This is a genomic window from Crenobacter sp. CS_VA4 (genome assembly GCF_055597485.1).
Window position 1 is genome coordinate 1 of the sequence record NZ_JBVMAE010000042.1, and the last position, 21,776, is coordinate 21,776.

A 21,776-nucleotide genomic window follows, 5' to 3' on the forward strand; every position below is an offset into this window, starting at 1 on the left:
GCGCTCGACCCGGTGAGCTACCGGCGCATGCTGATCCACAGCATCGATGCCGAAGCCGAGATGGCCCGGCTGGGGGTATCGAGCAAGTTCAACGCCGACTGGGGCTTCCTGCGTGAAGTCTTCGCGCTGGGACGCGAGCGCGCCGATGCCTGGCTGACCGCGAACTTCGACGCGCTGGGGCAACGCTCGTCGATAGACATCACCGACACCTTCCTGTGAGCGAGAGCGAGGATGCTATGCTGGCCGTCGCCACTGCTATAGCTTGACGTTTCTTGGATCACGGCAAACGCCATGCGGCGCAAGATCCGGTGATGGGTGAACGGGATGCGCAATACCGTTTGCGCGGTGTGGGGGAACCGGGCGACGCCTTGGTCGATGGACCTCGACCCGCAAAGCGGGCGCGCGGTGCCAAAAAGAGTATTTACGCTTATTCAGGTAGACGAACATGCGAAAGCAACAGGCCAAGCCACTGGGGAAATTGCCTTCTTCAGAGGGTGAAATTGATGAGGGAGAGCGGCGCTTCAGATTGCTTGTAGACGCGATCCCCGAAATCGTGTGGATAATTAACCCGAATGGCAAGCTCGAGTATTGCAACAAACGGTGGAGCACCTATATAGGGCTCCCCCTCGAGCAATTCCAGGGAGATGAGTGGAAGCTGGCACTACATCCGAATGATTTGCAGCCTTGCCTCGATCGCTGGACGAGCGCATTAGCGAGCGGTGAACCTTTTGAAAGAGAATACCGCTTGAAAAAAGCGTCCGATGGCATCTATCGATGGCATCTTGAACGCACATTACCAGTTAAAGACGACGATGGAAATATCGTCAAATGGGTTGGGATCTGCACCGACATCGAAGACCAAAAGCAGGTGCAGGCCGCGGCGGAAAGCGCCAATCTCGCGAAATCGGATTTCCTCTCCAGCATGAGCCATGAGCTGCGCAGCCCGCTCAATGCGATCCTCGGTTTCGCCCAGCTGCTGGGGTCCGACTCCCCGCCGCCTACGCCCTCCCAGCAGGCAAGCATTGACCAGATTCTCCGGGCGGGATGGCATCTGCTGGAGCTGATCAATGAAGTCCTGGATCTCGCGAAGATCGAGTCCGGGCGGGTGTCGCTGTCGCAGGAACCGGTATCGTTGGCCGAAACCATGCTCGAGTGCCAGGGCATGATCGAACCGCTGGCGCAACAGCGTGGCATTTGGATGAGCTTCCCCCAGTTCAACCTGCCTTGCTTTGTCCATGGCGATCGGACCCGGGTGAAGCAGATTCTCATCAATCTTCTGTCCAACGCGATCAAATACAACCACGAACACGGAACGGTCGAGGTAACGTGCAGCACGCTTACCCCGGAACGCGTTCGCGTCAGCATCAAGGACAGCGGCGCGGGATTGCCTCCGGAAAAGCTGGTACAGCTGTTTCAGCCGTTCAATCGTCTAGGGCAAGAGGCCGGCACCGAGGAGGGCACGGGCATCGGCCTCGTGGTGGTCAAGCGACTGGTCGAACTGATGGGAGGTGTCATCGGCGTCGAAAGCACCGTCGGAGTGGGAAGCGTGTTCTGGATCGAACTGCTCTCGACGGTTGCGCCACAAGTCACCGTTGGGAAAGCCGAACCCACGGCACTGGCCGAAGTGCAAGTTCAGAACGGTGAGTCGCTGCACACCCTGCTGTATGTCGAGGACAACCCGGCTAACTTGAAGCTGGTCGAGCAACTCATCGCGCGCCACACCGAGATGCGCCTGCTGACCGCGGTGACAGGTCAGCTCGGCATCGAGCTTGCGCGCGCCTCGTTGCCGGAGGTGATCGTGATGGACATCAATCTGCCTGACATTAGCGGCATCGAAGCCCTGAAAATCCTGCGTCAAGACCCGGCCACGGCGCACATCCCCGTCGTCGCCCTCAGTGCAAATGCAATGCCACGCGACATCGAGAAGGGCATGAAGGCAGGGTTCTTCCGTTATGTGACCAAGCCAATCAAGCTCGATGAGTTCATGAATGCGCTGAACGTGGCACTGGAATTCGCACAAAAAGGGGCTGATCAAGACAGATAAAGCCGGACGCATGCAATGATTAATTCATCCGACATCCTTCACGCCAAAGTCCTGGTCGTTGACGATCTGGAAGCCAATGTCCTGCTGCTCGAGCGGATGCTACACGGTGCCGGCTATGCTTGCATCACGTCCACGATGGATCCGCATGAGGTCTGCGAGCTGCACCGCAAAAACCGCTACGACCTGATCCTGCTCGATCTCCAGATGCCCGGCATGGATGGATTCCAGGTGATGGAAGGCTTGAAGGAAATCGAAACAGACGGCTATCTTCCGGTCCTCGTGATCACCGCCCAACCGGCTCACAAGCTGCGCGCGCTGCAAGCCGGCGCGAAGGATTTCGTCAGCAAACCGTTTGATCTGGCCGAGGTGCTGATGCGCGTTCGCAACATGCTGGAAGTGCGCCTGTTACACAAGGAATCACTGAATTACAGCAAAGTGCTGGAACAGACGCTGCGGGAAGTGGAGGCAAGCCGTGAGTTGATTCGTCGCCAGAGTGACGAGCTCAAGAACCTCTACGATAAGATTGTGGCGGAGCAGAAAGTATCGGAGCGGCTGCTGCTCAACCTGCTGCCCTCCCCCATTGCCGAGCGGTTGAAGGCGCGCGTCGATCTCGCCTCCGATACCATCCCGGAAATCATCGCCGACAGCTTCCCGGAAGTGACGGTTTTGTTCGCGGACCTCGTGGAGTTCACCAGATTTTCTGCAGGCATGAGCCCCGAGCGACTGGTAGCCATGCTCAATGAGATCTTCACCGAATTTGACATCATTGCCGACAACCGTGGCCTCGAAAAGATCAAGACCATCGGTGATGCCTACATGGCTGCCGCAGGGCTGCCTATCCCGGCGACCGATCACGCGGTGCGAGCGGCGCACATGGCGCTGGACATGATTGACGCGCTGGCTCGCTTCAATGAGCGCAGCGGTTACTGCTTGCAGCTGCGCATTGGCATCAACAGCGGCTCGGTGGTGGCCGGCGTCATTGGCAAGCACAAGTTCATCTACGACTTATGGGGTGACGCAGTGAACACCGCCAGCCGGATGGAATCCCACGGTGTGGCCGGACGTGTGCAGGTCACGGAAGCCACCCGGCGGAGACTAGCTGAGCCGTTCCTGCTCGAGGAGCGTGGCACCATCGACGCCAAAGGCATGGGCGAGCTGCATACCTGGTTCTTGGTCGGCAGGAACAGCGCAGCGTCCGAATGATGCCCGGCTCGTTTCACCGGGTGCAACTCGGCATGCAAACGCCGGGAGTTGCCGCGTAATCGGGCGTGCAATCTGGAAGGGCGACGGCGAGCCTAGAGTCAAGACGATAAGGCTATGCCGTTAGCCGGCCTCAGCCGCCGATGGGCCGTAGGCCATTCCGAGCACTGACATCAATGTCGCCCCCTGCCCAGCGGCTTGAACAACCAGCCATGGCGCTTAGGATTAACGTTGTCTTCCGGCATCGATGACGCCGGCAGACATCGGGTCTTCGCCGCGCGCAACGACGTTGATGCGCACACAGAAGGTCACTGCCAATGAACATTGGAGGACTACGATGACTGCTAAGCTGACTATCTTATTGGTGCATGGCGCCTGGGGCGATGGCTCGCACTGGCGTCATGTCATTCCCCCGCTCCACGCCAAAGGCTACAGGGTCTGCGCCGTGCAGAACCCGCTGACCTCGTTAGCCGACGATATCGACCGTACCAGCAAGCTCGCTGCGGCGCAGGACGGCCCGGTCCTGCTGGTCGGCCATTCCTACGGCGGCGCGGTCATCACCGGTGCGGGCCACACACCGAACGTCGTCGGCCTCGTCTATGTGGCCGCGTTCGCTCCCGACGAAGGGGACAGTCTCGGCAGCCTTTTCGCGCGGCGCGATCCGCCGCCGGGCGCAGGCAATATTCGCCCCGACCAGGAGGGGTTTCTCTGGATAAACCCCACCAAGTATCGCGAAAGCTTCTGCCAGGATCTCGACGAGACAGAGGCATTGGTGATGGCGCTCACGCAAAAACCGATCGCGGCGCGGTGCTTCGAGGATAAGTCCGGACCGCCGGCGTGGAAGGGAAAACCGAGCTGGTACCAGGTTTCGGCCAACGACCGGATGATCCCACCGGAGACGCAGAGCTGGATGGCGGAGCGCATCAGCCCGAGGAAGACGATAGTGTTGCAGTCGAGCCATGCATCGCTGGCCACGCATGCCGATGAAATCGTCGCGCTGATCGAGGAGGCATGCGGCTCTCTAACGTGAGCCCCCACCCTTCCTAGCTGCCCGGCTCATTACCGATGAGTCGGGCTCTGCTACCTCGAAAACAAAAAAGGACAGCGAGGCATCGCTGTCCATGACAAGAGAGGGAAGTAACGGGTTTAGAACGTATACACCATCGAGGCGCCGACCACGTCGTTGGTCTTGGTGAAGCTGCCGTTGTGCTTCACGAACACGTCGTGGTTGGCCCAGTCGTGCCGGTATTCCATCTTCAGAATCAGTTGATCAATCGGGTAGAACAGCAGCGCGGCCGCCAGCGCCTGACGGTTGGCGCCCTTGCACTCGCTGCCGTTACTGGTCGAGTTGGCGAGACAGGCAGAGTCGATACCGAAGCCGTTGCTGCCGTCGAAACCCTGCGAGCCGAGCACGATGCCGCCGCCGCCGCCGCCGTTCTTGCTATTGTCGAGGTAGTCGTAGCGGAACGTTACACCCATCCGGCCGAGCAGCTCGCTGGTCCACTTCTGATGCGCTTGCAGCGATACGCCGTACCAGACCGCATCACCGCCGTTCCACGCCGCGTTCTTCTGGTTGCCATAGTCGAATTCGGCGTTGTACTGGGCGTCCGGCAGCAGGTAGGCGAAGTCCACCTCGCTGAAGTAATAGCGGCTGAACGGGTCACTGGACGAACACTGGTAGCCGAATCCGGTGTTACCGCTCTGACAACCGTTGCTAACTACGCCGTTGGCGTTAGCGGCCGCACTGCCGGTCACCAGCGTCTGACGGCCGACGTTGAACGAGCCGCCGATATCGAGCGCGCTGCTCCACGTGTAGTCGACGCGTGCGGTAACGGTCGGGCTGTTGTTGCTCTTGAACTTCGGGTTGTTGTTGTTCGGGTCGGAGCCGGTCTGTACCGTCGAGCCGCGGGTGCGGTACTGCTCGTTGCCGATGAAGCTCTTCACCGCCCACGCTCCGTGGCTCCAGTAGAGCCCGGCGCCGACGTAGCTGCCCGGGTCGCTGAAGTCGTACAGCAGATTGTGGGTGATCGCCAGCGTCTGGTTGGATTGCTGCACGTCGTAGCCACCGTAGCTGGAGATCAGGCCGGCAACCACCTGGGTAGTATCCGACAGCGGGTAGGTGATCTGCGCGGTATTGATGATGTTGTTGCCGACCGTGCCGTTCTCGTTGGCGAGCAGCGTATTGCCGTTGCCGCGGTTGGGCATGATCGAGAACTCGACGCTCGGTGCGGTCGGGCCGACGCCGAAGGTCTTCTTGATGTCGAGGTAAACGTCGCCGATGGTACTGCTGTCGTAGGTGTAGGCGGCGGGATGATGGTTGACGAACTGGAACGACGAACTGTTGGCGTTGCGGTTGTAGATGTACGCCGGGTCGAGGTAACCGGTCACGCTCAGCCCGGCCAGCGGGCCTTCGGTCGAGGCGGTCTGCAGCGAATCGACCTTCAGCTGCATGCTGGCGAGCTGTTGCTTCATCTCCGCGAGATCGTCGGCCGAGATCACCGCCGGCGCGGGATCGTCGCCGGCCACAGTCTCGGCACTCGTCGCCGGAGCGGTGGTGGCCGCCGCCGGCGCCGCGCCCTTAGCCTTGGCCGTCTTGGCGCCGCCCGCTTTCTGCATCGCATCCATCCGGCTTTGCAAGGCGTTCAACTGCGCCTTGAGCCGGGCGATCTCATCCCCCTGAGCATCGGCCAACACCACTCCCGGCAGGCTGGCCAGCAAAAGACTGATCAGTGCTCTCTTCATAATTTCTCCGTACGTTTTGTTGGTATTGTGACGAGGACTTACGACTGAACACCCTTGCGGGTTAGCAATGCTGGTTTGTTGGCCCCCTCGGCCTTGCGCGCCATCGCCGGGCTATCGCCGGCTTCGGCCAACGTCGGCTCGCTCTGGAACGCCAGACGCATTTCGCGCGTCCGTTTGCGCTCGGCGGCGCGCATGTACTGGTTGGCGGCGACCACGCCGATGGTGACGAGCACGATGAAGATCGTCGCCAGCGCGTTCATTTCCGGGTTCAGGCCCAGCCGTACCCGCGAGAACACCACCAGCGGCAGGGTGGACGAACCGGGGCCGGACAGGAAGGCGGTCAACACCAGGTCGTCGAGCGACAGCGTGAACGACAACAGCCAGCCGGAAATCAGCGCCTGCGCGATCAGCGGCAGCGTGATTACAAAGAACACCTTGAACGGGGTGGCGCCCAGGTCCATCGCCGCCTCTTCATAGGCCATGTTGAGTTCCTTCACCCGCGACTGGACGATGATCGCCACGTAGGACACGCACAGCATCACGTGACCGATCCAGATGGTGAACACCCCCCTGCCCTGCGGCCAACCGAGCAGCTGTTCCATCGCCACGAACAGCAACAGCAGCGAGATGCCCTGGATCACTTCCGGGATCACCAGCGGCGCGTTGATCATCGCTGTGAACAGCGTCAGCATCCGGAAGCGGCCGAAGCGCGCCAGCACGAAGCCGCCCCAGGTGCCGATCACCACCGAGGCGAAAGCGGTCATCAGCGCAATCCTGAGGCTCAACCAGGCAGCGGTGATCAGCTCGTCGTCTTGGAGCAGCGCGCCGTACCACTTGGTGGAAAAGCCCGACCAAACGGTGACCAACTTCGATTCGTTGAACGAATAGATCACCAACAGGATGATAGGCAGGTAGAGGAACAAGTAGCCGAGCCCGAGCACGGACACCGACATGGGTTTGCTAGGCTTGATCATCGCTGGTTCTCCTCCAAGACCTTGGCCTGGTAGTGCTGGAACAACGCCATCGGCACCAGCAGCAACAGCACCATCGCGCAGGTCACCGCCGCCGCCATCGGCCAGTCAACGTTGTTAAAGAATTCGTCCCACATCACCCGGCCGATCATCAGCGTGTCCGAGCCGCCTAGCAGCTCCGGAATCACGTACTCGCCCACGGCCGGAATGAACACCAACAGGCTGCCGGCGATGATGCCGTTCTTGGACAGCGGCAGCGTCACCTCGAGGAACGCCCGCCACGGCTTGGAGCCCAGGTCATAGGCGGCTTCGAGCAGCGTCAGATCCATCTTCACCAGGTGGGCGTAGAGCGGCATGATCATGAACGGCAGGTAGGAATACACCATGCCGATGTAGACGCCCCAGTTGGTGTGATAAATGCGCAGCGGCGTGCTGATCAGCCCGAGCCAGATCAGGAACTGGTTGAGAAAGCCGTCGTTCTTGAGGATGCCGATCCAGGCGTACACCCGGATCAGGTACGAGGTCCAGAACGGCAGCATCACCATCATCATCAGCGTGCCGCGCACCGACTCGGAAGCCCGGGCGATGTAGTAAGCGATCGGGAAACCGATCAGCAGACACAGCAGCGTCGACACCAGCGCGATCTGCAGCGAGCTGATGTAGGTGGCGAAGTACAGGTCGTCCTGCAACAGGAACTTGTAATGGCCGATGTTGAGGGCAATCGAGTAGACGTCGTCTTTTAGCGTGGTCAGCGGCGTATACGGCGGCACCCCGAGCTGTTGCTGCGAAAAGCTGATTATCACGACCAGGATGAACGGCACCAGGAAGAACAGCAGCAGGAAGGTGAACGGTATGCCGATCACCGTGCGGCGGCCGTTGGGCAGCCAGCGTTGGATGAGCGTTTTCATTTGGTCAGCACCACTCCGCTGGATTCACTCCAGCTGACAAACACCTCGTCACCGTAGGACGGCGCATCGCCCTGACTGAGCACCAGCCCGGCTACGTTGGCGATCAACATCTTGCCGTTGCCGAGCTCGACACGATACAGCGCGTAGCTGCCCATATAGGCGACGTCCTTCACCACGCCCTGCACCCAGTTGTACGGCTGCTGGGGCTTGGCTCGCGACAGCAACACCCGTTCGGGGCGCACCGACACCGACACGTTCATGCCAAGCGGACCGGTGATGCCGTGGTTGATGTAAAGGCGCACCGGCAGCCCCGGCGACTCGATGTAAACATGATCCGGCTCGTCCTCGACCACCACCCCGTCGAACAGGTTGGTCGAGCCGATGAACTCGGCCGAAAAGCGCGAGTTCGGGTACTCGTACACCTCGGTCGGGCCGCCGATCTGGATCACCTCGCCCTCGCTCATCACCGCCAGCCGGTCGGCCATCGTCATCGCCTCTTCCTGGTCGTGCGTCACCATCACGCAGGTGACGCCGACCTTGTTGAGGATGTTCATCAACTCGAACTGGGTCTGCTGGCGGATCTTCTTGTCGAGCGCCGACATCGGCTCGTCGAGCAACAGCAGCTTGGGGCGCTTCACCAGCGAGCGCGCCAGCGCCACCCGTTGCTGCTGACCACCGGACAGCTGGTGCGGCTTGCGCTGGGCAAACTTGCGCATCTGGACCAGATCGAGCGCCTCGTTGACCCGCTCGGCGATCTCGTTGCGCGGCACCCCCTCCTGCCTCAGGCCGAAGGCGACGTTGCGCTCCACGGTCATGTGCGGGAACAGCGCATAGCTCTGGAACATCATGTTCACCGGACGGTGATACGGCGGGACCTTGGCCAGATCCTCGCCATCGATCAGGATCTTGCCTTCGGTCGCGGTCTCGAAGCCCGCCAGGATGCGCAATAGCGTGGATTTGCCGCAACCGGAGCTACCGAGCAGCGCAAACAGCTCGTTCTTCTCGATCGTCAGGTTGACATGGTTGAGGGCGACCGCATCGCCGAACTTCTTGACCACGTCGACAACCTCGATGAAACCCTTGCCCTGCCGGCGGGCGGCCGGGGCGCTTCTTTCTAGTGTCTGAACATTCATGATGATCTGCCGCGATTGGGTTGGTCATCGGGTACGGCCCCCCGGCCGCACCCGCTACTGCCTACGCCAGGACGCTTAGCGTCCGGTCTTCAGCTGCGTCCACAGCCGGTTTTCCAGCCGGATGATGTCGGCCGGAAGCGGCTTGAGCAGGAACAGAGTTTTCATCACCGACTCCGGCGGGTAGATGGTCGGGTCGTTGGCGATTTCCGGCTTCACGTATTTGCGCGCTGCCACGTTGGCGGTCGGGTAGAACACCTCGTTGGTGATCTCGGCGTTCACCTTCGGGTCCTGGATGTAATTGATCCACTTGAAGGCCGCCTCCGGGTGTGCGGCGTCCTTCGGCACCACCATCATGTCGAACCACACCGGCGCCCCGCCCTTCGGGATCACGAAGGCGATCTGGTAGGACTTCTTCGCTTCGGTGGCGCGGTGCTTGGCGATGTTCACGTCGCCCGACCAGCCGTAGGCGAAGCAGATGTCACCGTTGGCCAGATCGTTGATATAACCCGAGGAATTGAACTGGGTGATGTAGGGGCGGATTTTCTTCAACAGCTCGAACGCCGCCTGATAGTCGGCCGGGTTCTTGCTGTTCGTATCCTTGCCCAGGTAGTGCAGCGCGGCGGCGAACACGTCGTTGGCCTGGTCGAGCACCGACACACCGCAACTCTTCAGCTTAGACACGTTTTTCGGGTCGAACAGGATGTCCCAGCTATCGAGCGGCGCGTCCTTGCCGAGGATGGCGTGCACCTTGGTCAGGTTGTAGCCGAGGCCGTCGGTGCCCCAGGCCCACGGCACGCCGTGCTCGTTGCCGGCGTCGGCGCCTGCCACCTGCGCCATCAGGCCCTTGTCGAGGTTGACCAGGTTGGGCATCTTGCTCTTGTCGAGCTTCTGGTAAATGCCGGCCGCGATCTGCTTGGCCATGAAGTTGGAGGTCGGCACCACGATGTCGTAGCCGGCCTTGCCGGTCAGCATCTTCGCCATCAGCGTGTCGTCGCTGTCGTAGACGTCGTATTTGACCTTGATGCCGGTTTCCTTCTCGAAGCCTGGAATGGTCGACTTGGCGATGTAGTCGGACCAGTTGTAGACGTTCAGCGCTTTGTCCTCGGCGAGCGCGAACGTGCTCGCAACCAACAACAGCGAGGAACAGAGCAGCCTGGAGACAAACTTGGTTTTCATGATCACTTCCTAAATGGGCGCAGCACCACGACAATCCGACCGGCAGCGGCAGGCTGCGGGCGGGAACAGTTAACCGTGACCAACCCCGCGGCATTCCCGGCAAGGGAGCGGCGTCGGTACCAAGGTCAGAAAAACGAGGTTTGGATGGCTTGTACGCTAGGACGGGCAGGGGCCCGTCACTCGCGCCGGGCGAAACGGGCAGTCAGGCCCGACCCGTGTCCATGCGGCTCAAGAGCCCGAGGCGGGCGGCGGGGAGGAGTAGGTATTCGGAGTGCGATGCATGGCATCGAAGAGAATTGCGGCAATCTCGGCGGCAGGGAGCAGCCGGAACGACGGTGGCAACGGTGCATCAGCGGCCAGACTGTGGCAATTCAGCGGGAACGCGCCGAAACATTGCCATCGTTTTGGAACATCACGAGTCATGATGGATTTCTCCCCCGCCTTTGTAGAAGCGTGTCTGCACGTTTGTTTAATAAATTTTACATTCGTGTCGCTCTGTCATTTCTTTTTAACCGCAAAGTGCCTCCATCGCAATGGTTTTTTGTCTGACCAAAACACAGGGGCCCGAAAATGATCAATATTCTCATCACTTTCGCGAAAGGGGCGTAGCGATTTCGGCCAAGCCTTGCCGCTGGCAATCAGCGACATCGCTCATGCCAAAAGAATAGCTCTTTGTAGGACAAATAGCCGGCTTTTTGCTGAAAAGTCTTGATTGGCGAGCCTGGCAACGGCATTGACAAATGCATAGCCGGTTTGAGGCAGGGCCTGCAGCGAGTTGCCGACAGTGCGGTATCGCGCTTGGCTGCGAACAGAAGTGAACACGGCCAAAATTTGACGCCTATCTGACAAAACACGGCGCAGAAACAACAATGGCGTCCCAAGGGGCGCCATTGTCGGCACAAGGTTGGCCGAAATCGTTTACGGCAGACGCGCGATCCGCAGCGCCTTGCTCATCCCGGCCATACCGGGATCTTCACCTTCACGCCGTGGCCCGGCGCCACCACGCGGCCCTTACGCTGACGGCCGGCGACCTAGGACACCGCTTTCCAGTATCCGGACATTCATGATGACTCGGCGGCTATCGGGTCGATCGTCGGGGACGGTCCTCCCCGTCTAGCGAATCGACCGTAGCGATCAGTGCCCGGTCTTCAGTTCGGTCCACAGGCGGTTACGCAGCCGGATGATGTCGGCCGAGACCGGCTTGATCAGGTACAAGGTCTTCAGCACCGACTCTGGCGGGTAGATGGTCGGGTCGCTGGCGATGTCCGGCCTCACATACTTGCGCGCCGCCGCGTTGGCGGTCGGATAGAACACCTCGTTGGTGATCTGGGCGTTCACCTTCGGGTCCTGGATGTAGTTGATCCACTTGAGCGCCGCCTGCGGATGGGCGGCGTCCTTGGGCACCACCATCACGTCGAACCAGACCGGCGCCCCGCCCTTCGGGATCATATAAGCGATCTGATAGGGCTTCTTCGCTTCGATGGCGCGACGCTTGGCGATGTTGACGTCGCCCGACCAGCCGTAGACCAAGCACACGTCGCCGTTGCTCAAGTCATTGATATAACCCGAGGAGTTGAACTGGGTGATGTAGGGGCGGATCTTCTTCAACAGCTCGAACGCCGCCTGATAGTCGGCCGGCTTCTGACTGTTCGGATCCTTGCCCAGGTAGTGCAGCGCGGCCGGGAACACGTCGGCGGACTGGTCGAGCACCGACACGCCGCAGCCCTTCAGTTTGGAGATGTATTTCGGGTCGAACAGGATGGCCCAGCTGTCGAGCGGCGCGTCCTTGCCGAGAATGGCGTGCACCTTGGTCAGGTTGTAGCCGAGACCGTCGGTACCCCAGGCCCAAGGCACGCCGTGGGCGTTGCCCGGGTCGGCGCCGGCCACCTGCGCCATCAGGCTCTTATCGAGGTTGACTAGGTTGGGGATCTTGCTCTTGTCGAGCTTCTGGTAGATGCCGGCCTCGATCTGCTTGGCCAAGAAGTTGGAAGTCGGCACCACGATGTCGTAGCCGGCCTTGCCGGTGAGCATCTTCGCCATCAGCGTGTCGTCGCTGTCGTAGACGTCGTATTTGACCTTGACGCCGGTTTGCTTTTCGAAGCCCGGTATCGTCGACTTGGCGATGTAGTCGGACCAGTTGTAGACGTTCAGCGCCTTGTCCTCGGCGAACGCCAGCGTGCTCGACAACAGCAGCAAGGAGGAACACAACAGCTTGCAGGCAAACTTGTTCTTCATGATCACTTCCTTAAGTTGACGCAACACCATGACGGCCCGATTGATAGCGCCAGGCGACGGACGGGAACGATTAATGCGACCGACCCCGCGGGAGCGGCGCCGGCAACAAGATCAAAAACATTGTTTGGCTCGATTGAAGAGGACGGCGGCGAGAGATAGGTATTCGGGATGCGATACAGCACATATATACAGCATATCTGAAGAGGAGCGAGACGATCTCGGCGGCAGGCAGTGGCCATCCGCACGGAAGGTGTCGACGCCGGAGCATCGTTTGGGAACGTCACCGCTCATGATGGCCACCTCCCCGCCTCTATCGAAATGTGCTCGCATATTAGTTTAATAAAATCCAAAAGCAGTTCGCTTTGCCATTTTTTATTAATCGCAAAGCACTCACCACGCTATTCGCCAGTTCGCTGCTATTTCGTCCGGCTACGCCGCCGGCGAGCCACGCAAAAAGCATAGTACGTCGCCAGCCAGACGGCAGCGTTTACGAGCACACACATTGGCAAGCCATATCCAACGGTCGCTGGCAGGCTGACGCCGCGATACCGCGGCAAGATGCAGAAACGACAATGGCGCCCCGCGGGGCGCCATCTCAAGGCAAGGTTGGCCGAAGCCCGATTAGAACACGCGGGCGATCAGCGCCTTCTCGAAGCCGGCCATGCCCGGGATCTTCACCTTCACGCCGTTGCCCGGCGCCACCTCGACGGCCGTGCCGTCGCGGGTCATCGTTTCCAGCTTGACGGTGCGGTTGCCGCTCGGGTGGATGATTTCCAGATTGTCGCCGACCGAGAAACGGTTCTTCACGTCGATCAGCGCCCAGCCCTCGCCATCCACTTCCAGCACTTCGCCGACGTACTGGCTCTTCTTCGCCTGCGAGTGGCCGGTCAGGTAGTTCTGGTATTCCTGGGTCTGGTGACGTTCGAGGAAGCCCGGGGTGTAGCCGCGGTTGGCGAGGCCTTCCAGGTCGGCCAGCAGGCCGAGGTCGAACGGACGGCCGGCGACCGCGTCGTCGATCGCCTTGCGGTAGGCCTGAGCGGTGCGCGATACGTAGTAGATCGACTTGGTGCGGCCCTCGATCTTCAGCGAGTCGACGCCGATCTTCACCAGCTTCTCGACCTGCTCGATCGCGCGCAGGTCTTTCGAGTTCATGATGTAGGTGCCGTGCTCATCCTCGATGATCGGCATCATCTCGCCCGGACGGCTGCCCTCTTCGATCAGGTAGGTCTTGTCGGCGAGCGGGTGGCGCTCGGCGCCGCCGCAGGCGGCGAAGCTCTGGTTAGCTTCTTCCAGTGCCTTGTTGAAGTCGAGCTTGATGGTCTGCACGTCGCCGGCGTCGTCGCCCTGCGTGTCGTGCATCTTGTAGTCCCAGCGGCAGGCATTGGTACAGGTGCCCTGGTTCGGGTCGCGATGGTTGAAGTAGCCCGACAAGAGGCAACGGCCCGAGTAGGCGATGCACAGCGCGCCGTGTACGAACACTTCCAGCTCCATGTCCGGGCATTCCTGGCGGATCTCGGCGATCTCGTCGAGCGACAGCTCGCGCGACAGGATCACGCGGGTCAGGCCGATCTTCTGCCAGAACTTCACGCCCATCAGGTTGGTGGTGTTCGCCTGCACGCTCAAATGGATCGGCACCTCCGGCCACTTCTCGCGCACCATCATGATCAGGCCGGGGTCGGCCATGATCAGCGCGTCCGGCTTCATCGCGATTACCGGCTCCATGTCGGCGAGATAGGTCTTGAGCTTGGCGTTGTGCGGCAGGATGTTGCTGGCGACGAAGAACTGCTTGCCGCGCGCGTGCGCCTCGGCAATGCCGATCTGCAGCTCTTCGAGCTTGAATTCGTTGTTACGCGCGCGCAGTGAGTAGCGCGGCTGGCCGGCGTAGACCGCGTCGGCGCCGAAGTCGTAGGCGGCGCGCATCTTGTCGAGGTTGCCGGCCGGCAGCAGGAGTTCGGGGGTTTTCATCATTATGTGGTTTCGTTCAGTGCAGCACGCCGCCAGTCGGCAGCGGCTTGAGATCGGGTTCGACGAAGGCGCGGCGGGCGTCGTCGTCGGCGAGGCGCGCTTCGGTGTAATGTTCGCGCACCACGCGCGGGGCGTCGCCCACCAGGTCGGGGTTGGCCGAAACAAAGCTGTCCCAACAGGATAGCAGCCGCGGCTCGTCGTCGAGGCGACGGTAGAGAATGGCCAGGATCGCCATCGTCAGCGTGTGGTGGTACTTGTCGGCCGCGCCGTGGCTCATCGCGAAGCGCGACAGCGCGTAGGCGCAGCGGGGCGCCGCCTCGCGCGCCGGGTAGTGACGGCGATACGCCCAGGCCGCGTAGAGATGCGCGGTGTGGTCTAGCTCGCTGGCAGCCAGCGCCCGGGTTTCCAGACGCTGCAGAAAATCCTGTTCGTCCATGTCGCTCACACCCGTCGATGAAGACGGCTCCAATGGAAAAGGCCCCACTCAGTGGAGCCCTGTTAAATTTATGTTGCGGCGCGATTATGCGCCGCCGGCTAGGGGTCGTCAAGCACCGGAACACCGAGCAAAAATGGCGATAAGCCGATGATTTATAAGCGGACATCCAGCCGTAAGCGGCTCAAATCAAGACCCCTTGGCGAGCGCCGCCAGCGCGAAGAACTGCACCGCCACCGCCAGCACTTGCAGCAGCGCCAGCAGGCCGGCCAGCAAGGGATAGCCCTGCTCGCGGACGAACTGTGCCAGTCCGGCCGACACGGCGAACACCAGCGTGGCCAGCACCAGCAGCGCCACCGCAACGCGCCGCTTGCGGCGCAATAGATTGAACAATCGAATCATTGACTCTGCTTTTCCAGTTGTTTCAGGCCGGGTCGCGCACTACGGCAAAGTCTTCCAGCAGGGCCAGCTCCAATGCGGAGAAACCGGCCTCGCACCGCGCCGCCCGATTGATAGGCCCGGTGAACGGACGCGCGCCATAGCGCGCCACCAGTTCGCGAAAGGTCGTCATCGGCTCAAGACCTTGGGCATCGCACAGCCAGGTGAACCAGTAGTTCCCGACCCGGACATGGCCGACCTCCTCGCGCAGGATGATGTCGAGTACCGCCACGGTATCGGCATCGTCGATATGGGCCAGCCGCTGCTGGATGCCCGGTAAAGCATCGAGTCCGCGCGCCTCGAGGATGCGCGGCACCAGCGCCATCCGGATGAGCGCGTCGTGATCGGTCTTGCGTGCCATCTCCCATAAGCCGTTGTGCGCAGGGAAGTCGCCGTAGTCGAAGCCGAGCGCCTGCAGGCGGCCACGCAGCAACATGAAGTGCCGTGCCTCTTCGGCCGCCACCCGCAGCCAGTCGGCCAGGTAGGCATCGGGCAGCTCACGAAAGCGCCAGGCCGCGTCGAGCGCCAGGTTGACCGCGTTGAACTCGATGTGGGCGATCGCGTGCACCAGAGCGGCATGACCCTCCCGGCTGCCGAGCCGGCGCCGTGGCACTTGCGTCGCCGGCACCAGGACGGGCTTGAGCGGCCGGCCGGGAAAGTCGATCGAGTGGACCGCGTCGCCACCGAGGCGCCGCCACTGGCCGTCTTGCCAGCCCTGCCAGGCCTCGGCAACCAGGGCCGGCTTGGTGTCGATGCCGTCGTCCATCAGCGCGCGATGGATGGCGGGGTAGATATCGTGCGGATTTTGCATGGCTCGGCATTGTACCCAGATCGCGCGGACCGGACACCCGGACCAGCCACTCCGCTGGCTCCCGTCAATTCGGACCGATAGACTGCACCTGGCACATCGCCATCCGGTTATGATGAAGGCATCTACCCCAGCGGGATCAATCACCGCTGACTGATAGTTGATTTAGAGATATCGCCAGCGGCACACTTTGCCCTGCCCGCAACCCTATCGGCCCAACTGATGACGACTGCCAACCTGCCCCGTTGCCCCTGGTGCGGCGACGACCCGCTCTATATCGCCTACCACGACGACGAGTGGGGCGTGCCGGTCACCGACGACCGCAAGCTGTTCGAATTGCTGGTACTGGAGGGCGCGCAGGCGGGCCTCGCTTGGATCACCATCCTGCGCAAGCGCGAGGGCTACCGGCGCGCCTTTGCCGGTTTCGACCCGGTGCAGGTCGCCGGTTTCGACGAGACGGACGTGGCGCGACTGCTGGCCGACGACGGCATCGTGCGCAACCGCCTGAAGGTCGAGAGCGCCATCCGCAACGCCCGGGTGTTTCTCGAACTGCAGCAACACCACGGCAGTTTCGCCAACTGGCTGTGGCGACAGGTCGACTACACCCCGCAGCTCAACCAGCTGCGGCCGCTGGATCAGATTCAGGCCACCAGCGAGCTGTCCGATCGGATCAGCAAGGCGCTGAAGAAGGCCGGCATGAATTTTGTCGGCAGCACGATCATCTACGCCTTCCTGCAGGCGACCGGGGTGGTCAACGACCACCTGACCGACTGCCACCGCTATCCGCGCCGTCCACTCGGACGGGTGAGCGTGCCGACTGCCTGATCGTCCATACCACGAGAAAGAGGACCATGCTCCGCCTGACCCCGCTCGCCCTCCTCGCCAGCCTGTCATTGCCGGCCATCGCCGCCGATGCCTCCGCGCCGCTGGCAGCCTCGGCTCCGACCGCCGCCCCGGCAGCCCCCTCTCCGTCACTCCCGCAGGCCTCCCCGGCCAAGCCGGTGGTGCTGCCGCCGATCAAGAACGATTGGACGGTGGAAACCCGTAGCTACGAGCGCAAGCACCCGCGGCTGCAGGTGTCGGCCAAGGTGCCGGTGGTGAAGGGCCTATCGCTCGGCGCCGAGCAGGCGATCTACCGCATCCTGACCCAACCGCAGGTCAACCGGGCGCGCAAACTGCGAAACGCCAAGGTGGAACGCTGGCCGCAGCAATTCGCGATCAGCTACGACAGCTACCCGAACCGGCTCGGCGTGGTATCGCTAACGGTGGACGACTATTCGTACACCGGCGGCGCGCACGGTGGCACCGACCGCCGTGCCTACTTGTTCGACCCGAGCACCGGCCGGCGCCTGACCGCGCTCGAACTGTTCGCCGACAAGCGCGCGGCACTGGCGGCGATCAACGCGGAAATTACCCGCCAGATCGAAACGGACACCGCCAAGTACCGTCAGGAAAACAATGTCAGCGATCCGAACTTCCACCTGTACGAGAAGGTCACCCTCACCGACCTGAAACAGGCTTACCTGAAGAACGACGAACTCGACGTGTTCTTCGGCCTGTACGAGATCGCCCCCTACTCCGCGGGCATACCAACCTTCACGCTTCCGCTTTCGACGCTGAAGCCGTGGCTCAAGCCGATTTATAAGGGCAAGCTGCCGTACTGAGCCCGGCGCCGCCACTGCTCGCCACGATCACAGCCCCCGCCCTGGGGCTGTTTTGTTGTCTGGACGGCAACGATCGCCAATTCAAAATAAATGAAAATGGCCACCTTTATCATGCCATTAGGTTGGAGCCAACCCGCCCGGCCCAAGCGACCAAAACGCCCGCCAGCGAACGGTTTCCTTTGTCCGACAAACCCGCTACACTCGCCCCCGCGCGCCGCGATCACTGAGCGGAGGCGCCCGAATAAACCCACTTCGATTGTTACTCGAAGGAACACATAATGAGCATTCCGCATCAAGCCGGAAGGGCGCTGGTCGTCCTGTCCGGTGGTCAAGACTCGACCACCTGTCTGTACTGGGCGATCCAACGCTTTGGCCGCGACGCGGTCGAGGCGGTCACCTTCGACTATGGCCAACGCCACCGCGTCGAGCTCGACGCCGCCAAACAGATCGCCGAAATGGCCGGCGTACGCCAGACCGTGCTGCCGATCGACACCTTCGGCGTACTCGGCGGCAATGCGCTGACCGGCGACATCACCCCGGAAACCGGCGCCCGCGACGACGCCGACACCACGCTGCCGAACACCTTCGTGCCAGGCCGTAACCTGATCTTCCTGACCTTTGCCGCTGCGCTCGCGTACCAAAAAGGTATCGAGCACGTCGTGACCGGCGTCGCGCAGACCGATTATTCCGGTTACCCTGACTGCCGCGAGAACACCCTGAAGGCGCTCGAGCTGGCGATCCGCCTCGGCATGGACAGCGACGTTACGCTGCACGCACCCTTGATGTTCATGAGCAAAGCCGAGACGGTGCACTTGGCCGAACGGGTCGGCGCGATGGATGCGCTGGCGTATAGCCACACCTGCTACAACGGTGCGGTGCCGCCGTGTGGCGTGTGCGCCTCGTGCGAGCTGCGCGCCAAGGGCTTTGCCGAGGCCGGCGTTGCCGACCCGCTCGTCGTCCGCACCACCGGAGCCTGACATGCGCACCACCCACCTTGCCACGTGCGGCTTCGAGGCCGCGCGCCGTCTGGCCCTGGCAGACGGCCCGACCGGCCGGCCGCACGGCCACAGCTTTTTCGTGACCGCGGAAAGCGCCACGCTCGACCTGCCGACGCTGCGCCAGCGCCTGACCGAAGTCTGCGCGCCGCTCGACTACCGCGACCTCAATTCCCTGCTGCCCGAGCCGGACGACCTGGCTCTCGCCACCGGCATCGCCGACCGGCTGCGCACCCCGGTGCGGCTGACGCTGCGCTCGGCACCGAGCCGCGGCATCGAGCTGGACGCCGACGGTCGCGCGCAGCGCTGGCTGTCGACCGGCTTCGAGGCGGCGCACCAGCTGCCGCATGTCGCGCCCGACCACCAGTGCGGCCGCCTGCACGGCCACGGCTTCGGCGTGCGGCTGGTCGCCGACGCGACGCGCTGCACCGATGCCGAGCTCGCCGCCGCCTGGCAACCGCTGTTCGGCCAACTGCAGCACCGTTACCTGAACGAGCTGCCCGGCCTCGCCAACCCGACCAGCGAAGTCTTGTCCGACTGGCTGTGGCAACAGTTGGCCGAAACGCTGCCGGCGATTGCCGCCGTCGAGGTGTTCGAGACCGCCACTGCCGGCAGCCGCCGCGACGCGGGCGGCTACACCATCTGGAAGGAACAGCGCTTCGAGGCGGCACGGCCGTTCGACGCGCTCGGCCGCTACACCGGCCACAGCTACCTGGTGCGGCTGTATCTCGCCGGCACGCCGGACACCGAGAGCGGCTGGCTGCGCGACTTCGCCGAGGTGAAGGCGCTGTTCGCCCCGCTGTATCGCCAGCTCGACCACCACGCGCTCGACGCCCTGCCCGGCATCGCCGCGCACGACTGCGCCGGCATCGCCCAGTGGATCGCCGCGCAGTTGCAGGCCGAGCTGCCGGAGCTCTCGCAGATCGACCTGTTCGAGAACGAGCACGAAGGCGCCCGACTGATGCTGAACGGAGGTGCGCGATGACGTACACGGTGAAGGAAATCTTCTACACGCTGCAGGGCGAAGGCGGCCAGGCCGGCCGCCCGGCGGTGTTCTGCCGCTTCTCCGGCTGCAATCTGTGGAGCGGCCGCGAGCAGGACCGTGCCAGCGCCCTGTGCCGCTTCTGCGATACCGACTTCATCGGCACCGGACCGGACGGCGGCAAGTTCGCCGATGCCGCAACGTTGGCCGAACGGATCGCCAGCGAATGGCGCGGCGCCGGCGGCAAGCCCTGCGTGGTGTTCACCGGTGGCGAGCCGTTGCTGCAGCTCGACACCACCCTGATCGACGCGATGCACGCGGTGGGCTTCGACATCGCGGTCGAGACCAACGGCACCATCGCCGCGCCGGCCGGCATCGACTGGCTGTGCGTCAGCCCGAAGGGTGCCAACCCGCTGGCGCAGACCAGCGGCCACGAGCTGAAACTGGTCTACCCGCAGCTCGACGCGCTGCCCGAAGCTTTTGCCGGGCTCGACTTCGCGCACTTCTACCTGCAGCCGATGGACAGCCCGACGCAGCGCGACAATACCGAGGCGGCAATCGACTACTGCCTGCAGCACCCGCAATGGCGGTTGTCGCTGCAGACGCACAAGCTGACCGGCATCCGCTGAGAGCCACTAACAAAAACCCTCCCGGCGTTGTTGCCCTGCCTTGCCGTACTACTTGTACTGTCTGCGGCAGGGCGCCTAGCCGGGACCGCTTCGCTGGGTTTTGTTAGCGACTCTAAGCACTGATACACAAGGAATTGACCATGAACCTGCACGACAACCTGCAAGCGCTCGGCAACAAGAAGACCGACTACCGCTACGACGAACCGGACGCCTCGCTGCTCGAGCGCTTCCCCAACCCGTTCGGCAAGAGCGAGATCAACCCGAACGGCGTCACCGGCACGCTCAACATGACCTGCCCGGAATTCACCAGCCTGTGTCCGGTGACCGGCCAGCCGGACTTCGCCACCATCGTCATCGACATGCAGCCGGACGGCTGGTGCGTCGAGTCGAAGTCGCTGAAGCTCTACCTCGGCTCGTTCCGCATGCACGGCGAATTCCACGAAGCGTGCATCTGCCGCATCTGCAACGATCTGGTGAACCTGCTGCAGCCGAAGTGGATCAAGGTCGAAGGCCGCTTCACCCCGCGCGGCGGCATCCCGCTGTGGCCGGTGGCGGAATACCACAAGCCGTAAACTTCGCCGAACGGCCGCTCGTGCGGCACGCAGGGGGCGTTGAACGCCCCCTTTGCTTTGCCTGCGATGGCCCTGCGGCGATCAATTCGCCTGTTATTGAATAACCTACCTGTATCTGAAGGTCCTCTTACGATGGCAGAAGAAAAGAAAGAACCCTGGTTGAATCACCTGGCGCTGACCACCGTCATCCTGGCGGTGTGCGCCACCCTGTCGACGTTCAAAGGCGGCGGCTATTCCACCCGCAGCGTGATCAGCCAGGCGCAAGCGTCCGACGAATGGGCGTATTACCAGTCCAAGAGCGTCAAGGCCAACCTGTACGAGATGCAGCGCGACAAGCTGGCGCTGGAACTGCAGACGCTGCCGTCGAGCGCGCCGGACGCCACCCGCCAGCGCTACGCGGCGCTGGTCGACGACTACAGCAAGAAACTGCTGCGTTACACCGACGAGCGCAACCAGCTGCAGACCAAGGCGCGTGCGCTGGAAAAGCAGCGCGACGAGGCGCAGCGCCACAGCCAGCCGTTCGGCATCGCGGTGATCTTCTTGCAGATCGCCATCCTGATCTCGTCGATCGCCGGCCTGTTCAAGCGGCGCGCGCTGTGGCTGGCGGCGCTGCCGCTCGGCGCCTTGGGCCTCACCTACTTCGCCGACGGATTCTTCCTGTTCCTCTAAAAGGTTGGCCGAATCCCCATGCTCCCTGGACTGACACAGGCCGGCCCACGCAGGGTGCCCCATGAAAAAACCCCCGAGGTGCTGTCGTCTCCACCAGCACTCGGGGCAAAGGGCGCTGCCTCGCAAAATTTGGTCTATTCGCCGAGGTAGGCGTTACGCACGCGGTCGTCGTTGAGCAGGTCCTGCGCCGGACCGCTGATGCTGATGCGGCC

General features: G+C 62.4%; 21 protein-coding genes and 1 pseudogene. 11 read left to right on the forward strand and 11 right to left on the reverse strand.

All coding sequences use genetic code 11. The features are described 5' to 3' along the window. The 4 genes and pseudogenes from ACZ2IA_RS21265 to ACZ2IA_RS21280 form a co-directional block, all read left to right on the forward strand. Positions 1-219, forward strand: a pseudogene (locus ACZ2IA_RS21265) (hypothetical protein); the annotation flags it as partial. Positions 220-445: 226 nt separating this feature from the next. Beyond that, positions 446-2,044, forward strand: coding sequence for a hybrid sensor histidine kinase/response regulator (locus ACZ2IA_RS21270; protein ID WP_470294592.1), 1,599 nt, complete (start codon positions 446-448; stop codon positions 2,042-2,044). 15 nt (positions 2,045-2,059) lie between these two features. After that, positions 2,060-3,247: an adenylate/guanylate cyclase domain-containing protein gene (locus ACZ2IA_RS21275; RefSeq protein WP_470294593.1), complete on the forward strand. Its 1,188-nt coding sequence runs from the start codon at positions 2,060-2,062 to the stop codon at positions 3,245-3,247. Positions 3,248-3,581: 334 nt separating this feature from the next. Next, entirely contained in the window at positions 3,582-4,274 is a 693-nt protein-coding gene (locus ACZ2IA_RS21280; protein ID WP_470294594.1) for an alpha/beta hydrolase, read from the forward strand. Between the two features lie 116 nt (positions 4,275-4,390). Here the strand turns inward: ACZ2IA_RS21280 and ACZ2IA_RS21285 are convergent, their stop codons facing one another. The 11 genes from ACZ2IA_RS21285 to ACZ2IA_RS21335 all read right to left on the reverse strand — a co-directional run bounded on the left by ACZ2IA_RS21285 (position 4,391) and on the right by ACZ2IA_RS21335 (position 16,056). Then, positions 4,391-5,986, reverse strand: a complete 1,596-nt coding sequence (locus tag ACZ2IA_RS21285; protein WP_470294595.1) for a DUF3138 family protein — start codon at positions 5,984-5,986, stop codon at positions 4,391-4,393. 38 nt (positions 5,987-6,024) lie between these two features. After that, positions 6,025-6,960 carry an ABC transporter permease subunit gene (locus tag ACZ2IA_RS21290; protein WP_470294596.1) on the reverse strand — a complete coding sequence of 312 codons (936 nt, stop codon included), beginning with the start codon at positions 6,958-6,960 and terminating at the stop codon, positions 6,025-6,027. Beyond that, positions 6,957-7,865 (reverse strand): ABC transporter permease subunit, encoded by a 909-nt coding sequence (locus ACZ2IA_RS21295; protein WP_470294597.1) that lies wholly within the window; start codon positions 7,863-7,865, stop codon positions 6,957-6,959. The genes ACZ2IA_RS21290 and ACZ2IA_RS21295 overlap by 4 nt, the downstream gene beginning before the upstream one ends. Continuing rightward, the gene (locus ACZ2IA_RS21300; protein ID WP_470294598.1) at positions 7,862-8,998 is read right to left on the reverse strand and encodes an ABC transporter ATP-binding protein; all 1,137 of its coding nucleotides are present in this window, start codon (positions 8,996-8,998) and stop codon (positions 7,862-7,864) included. Before ACZ2IA_RS21300 ends, ACZ2IA_RS21295 begins: the two co-directional genes overlap by 4 nt. A gap of 75 nt (positions 8,999-9,073) precedes the next feature. Continuing rightward, on the reverse strand, positions 9,074-10,174 hold the full coding sequence (locus ACZ2IA_RS21305; protein ID WP_470294599.1) for a polyamine ABC transporter substrate-binding protein: 1,101 nt from the start codon (positions 10,172-10,174) through the stop codon (positions 9,074-9,076). A 228-nt stretch (positions 10,175-10,402) separates the two neighbouring features. Next, entirely contained in the window at positions 10,403-10,597 is a 195-nt protein-coding gene (locus ACZ2IA_RS21310) for a hypothetical protein (RefSeq protein ID WP_470294600.1), read from the reverse strand. 711 nt (positions 10,598-11,308) lie between these two features. Beyond that, complete coding sequence (locus ACZ2IA_RS21315; RefSeq protein WP_470294601.1) at positions 11,309-12,409, reverse strand: polyamine ABC transporter substrate-binding protein; 1,101 nt, start codon at positions 12,407-12,409, stop codon at positions 11,309-11,311. A 621-nt stretch (positions 12,410-13,030) separates the two neighbouring features. Beyond that, positions 13,031-14,374, reverse strand: a complete 1,344-nt coding sequence (trhP, locus tag ACZ2IA_RS21320; RefSeq protein WP_470294612.1) for a prephenate-dependent tRNA uridine(34) hydroxylase TrhP — start codon at positions 14,372-14,374, stop codon at positions 13,031-13,033. Between the two features lie 16 nt (positions 14,375-14,390). Then, positions 14,391-14,810 carry a hypothetical protein gene (locus tag ACZ2IA_RS21325; protein ID WP_470294602.1) on the reverse strand — a complete coding sequence of 140 codons (420 nt, stop codon included), beginning with the start codon at positions 14,808-14,810 and terminating at the stop codon, positions 14,391-14,393. Between the two features lie 186 nt (positions 14,811-14,996). Further along, positions 14,997-15,209: a hypothetical protein gene (locus ACZ2IA_RS21330; protein WP_470294603.1), complete on the reverse strand. Its 213-nt coding sequence runs from the start codon at positions 15,207-15,209 to the stop codon at positions 14,997-14,999. Between the two features lie 22 nt (positions 15,210-15,231). Further along, positions 15,232-16,056 (reverse strand): ferritin-like domain-containing protein, encoded by an 825-nt coding sequence (locus ACZ2IA_RS21335; protein ID WP_470294604.1) that lies wholly within the window; start codon positions 16,054-16,056, stop codon positions 15,232-15,234. Between the two features lie 219 nt (positions 16,057-16,275). On the opposite strand from ACZ2IA_RS21335, the gene ACZ2IA_RS21340 reads away from it, so the two are divergent. From ACZ2IA_RS21340 to ACZ2IA_RS21370, 7 genes are all read left to right on the forward strand, one after another. Further along, positions 16,276-16,878 (forward strand): DNA-3-methyladenine glycosylase I, encoded by a 603-nt coding sequence (locus tag ACZ2IA_RS21340; protein WP_470294605.1) that lies wholly within the window; start codon positions 16,276-16,278, stop codon positions 16,876-16,878. A gap of 26 nt (positions 16,879-16,904) precedes the next feature. Beyond that, positions 16,905-17,717, forward strand: coding sequence for a DUF3298 and DUF4163 domain-containing protein (locus ACZ2IA_RS21345; RefSeq protein ID WP_470294606.1), 813 nt, complete (start codon positions 16,905-16,907; stop codon positions 17,715-17,717). Positions 17,718-17,995: 278 nt separating this feature from the next. After that, complete coding sequence (queC, locus tag ACZ2IA_RS21350) at positions 17,996-18,694, forward strand: 7-cyano-7-deazaguanine synthase QueC (RefSeq protein WP_470294607.1); 699 nt, start codon at positions 17,996-17,998, stop codon at positions 18,692-18,694. A gap of 1 nt (position 18,695) precedes the next feature. Beyond that, on the forward strand, positions 18,696-19,697 hold the full coding sequence (locus tag ACZ2IA_RS21355; RefSeq protein ID WP_470294608.1) for a 6-pyruvoyl trahydropterin synthase family protein: 1,002 nt from the start codon (positions 18,696-18,698) through the stop codon (positions 19,695-19,697). Then, positions 19,694-20,323, forward strand: coding sequence for a 7-carboxy-7-deazaguanine synthase (gene queE / locus ACZ2IA_RS21360; RefSeq protein WP_470294609.1), 630 nt, complete (start codon positions 19,694-19,696; stop codon positions 20,321-20,323). Before ACZ2IA_RS21355 ends, queE begins: the two co-directional genes overlap by 4 nt. 140 nt (positions 20,324-20,463) lie before the next feature. Beyond that, positions 20,464-20,895, forward strand: a complete 432-nt coding sequence (gene queF / locus ACZ2IA_RS21365) for a preQ(1) synthase (RefSeq protein ID WP_470294610.1) — start codon at positions 20,464-20,466, stop codon at positions 20,893-20,895. A gap of 132 nt (positions 20,896-21,027) precedes the next feature. Then, positions 21,028-21,564, forward strand: a complete 537-nt coding sequence (locus tag ACZ2IA_RS21370) for a DUF4337 domain-containing protein (protein ID WP_470294611.1) — start codon at positions 21,028-21,030, stop codon at positions 21,562-21,564. The last annotated feature ends 212 nt before the right edge of the window (positions 21,565-21,776 follow it).

Coding starts and splice junctions, on each gene's coding strand:
- ACZ2IA_RS21270 (WP_470294592.1), top strand. CDS start 446: ATGCGAAAGCAACAGGCCAAGCCACTGGGGAAATTGCCTTCTTCAGAG.
- ACZ2IA_RS21275 (WP_470294593.1), top strand. CDS start 2,060: ATGATTAATTCATCCGACATCCTTCACGCCAAAGTCCTGGTCGTTGAC.
- ACZ2IA_RS21280 (WP_470294594.1), top strand. CDS start 3,582: ATGACTGCTAAGCTGACTATCTTATTGGTGCATGGCGCCTGGGGCGAT.
- ACZ2IA_RS21285 (WP_470294595.1), bottom strand. CDS start 5,986: ATGAAGAGAGCACTGATCAGTCTTTTGCTGGCCAGCCTGCCGGGAGTG.
- ACZ2IA_RS21290 (WP_470294596.1), bottom strand. CDS start 6,960: ATGATCAAGCCTAGCAAACCCATGTCGGTGTCCGTGCTCGGGCTCGGC.
- ACZ2IA_RS21295 (WP_470294597.1), bottom strand. CDS start 7,865: ATGAAAACGCTCATCCAACGCTGGCTGCCCAACGGCCGCCGCACGGTG.
- ACZ2IA_RS21300 (WP_470294598.1), bottom strand. CDS start 8,998: ATGAATGTTCAGACACTAGAAAGAAGCGCCCCGGCCGCCCGCCGGCAG.
- ACZ2IA_RS21305 (WP_470294599.1), bottom strand. CDS start 10,174: ATGAAAACCAAGTTTGTCTCCAGGCTGCTCTGTTCCTCGCTGTTGTTG.
- ACZ2IA_RS21310 (WP_470294600.1), bottom strand. CDS start 10,597: ATGACTCGTGATGTTCCAAAACGATGGCAATGTTTCGGCGCGTTCCCG.
- ACZ2IA_RS21315 (WP_470294601.1), bottom strand. CDS start 12,409: ATGAAGAACAAGTTTGCCTGCAAGCTGTTGTGTTCCTCCTTGCTGCTG.
- trhP (WP_470294612.1), bottom strand. CDS start 14,374: ATGAAAACCCCCGAACTCCTGCTGCCGGCCGGCAACCTCGACAAGATG.
- ACZ2IA_RS21325 (WP_470294602.1), bottom strand. CDS start 14,810: ATGGACGAACAGGATTTTCTGCAGCGTCTGGAAACCCGGGCGCTGGCT.
- ACZ2IA_RS21330 (WP_470294603.1), bottom strand. CDS start 15,209: ATGATTCGATTGTTCAATCTATTGCGCCGCAAGCGGCGCGTTGCGGTG.
- ACZ2IA_RS21335 (WP_470294604.1), bottom strand. CDS start 16,056: ATGCAAAATCCGCACGATATCTACCCCGCCATCCATCGCGCGCTGATG.
- ACZ2IA_RS21340 (WP_470294605.1), top strand. CDS start 16,276: ATGACGACTGCCAACCTGCCCCGTTGCCCCTGGTGCGGCGACGACCCG.
- ACZ2IA_RS21345 (WP_470294606.1), top strand. CDS start 16,905: ATGCTCCGCCTGACCCCGCTCGCCCTCCTCGCCAGCCTGTCATTGCCG.
- queC (WP_470294607.1), top strand. CDS start 17,996: ATGAGCATTCCGCATCAAGCCGGAAGGGCGCTGGTCGTCCTGTCCGGT.
- ACZ2IA_RS21355 (WP_470294608.1), top strand. CDS start 18,696: ATGCGCACCACCCACCTTGCCACGTGCGGCTTCGAGGCCGCGCGCCGT.
- queE (WP_470294609.1), top strand. CDS start 19,694: ATGACGTACACGGTGAAGGAAATCTTCTACACGCTGCAGGGCGAAGGC.
- queF (WP_470294610.1), top strand. CDS start 20,464: ATGAACCTGCACGACAACCTGCAAGCGCTCGGCAACAAGAAGACCGAC.
- ACZ2IA_RS21370 (WP_470294611.1), top strand. CDS start 21,028: ATGGCAGAAGAAAAGAAAGAACCCTGGTTGAATCACCTGGCGCTGACC.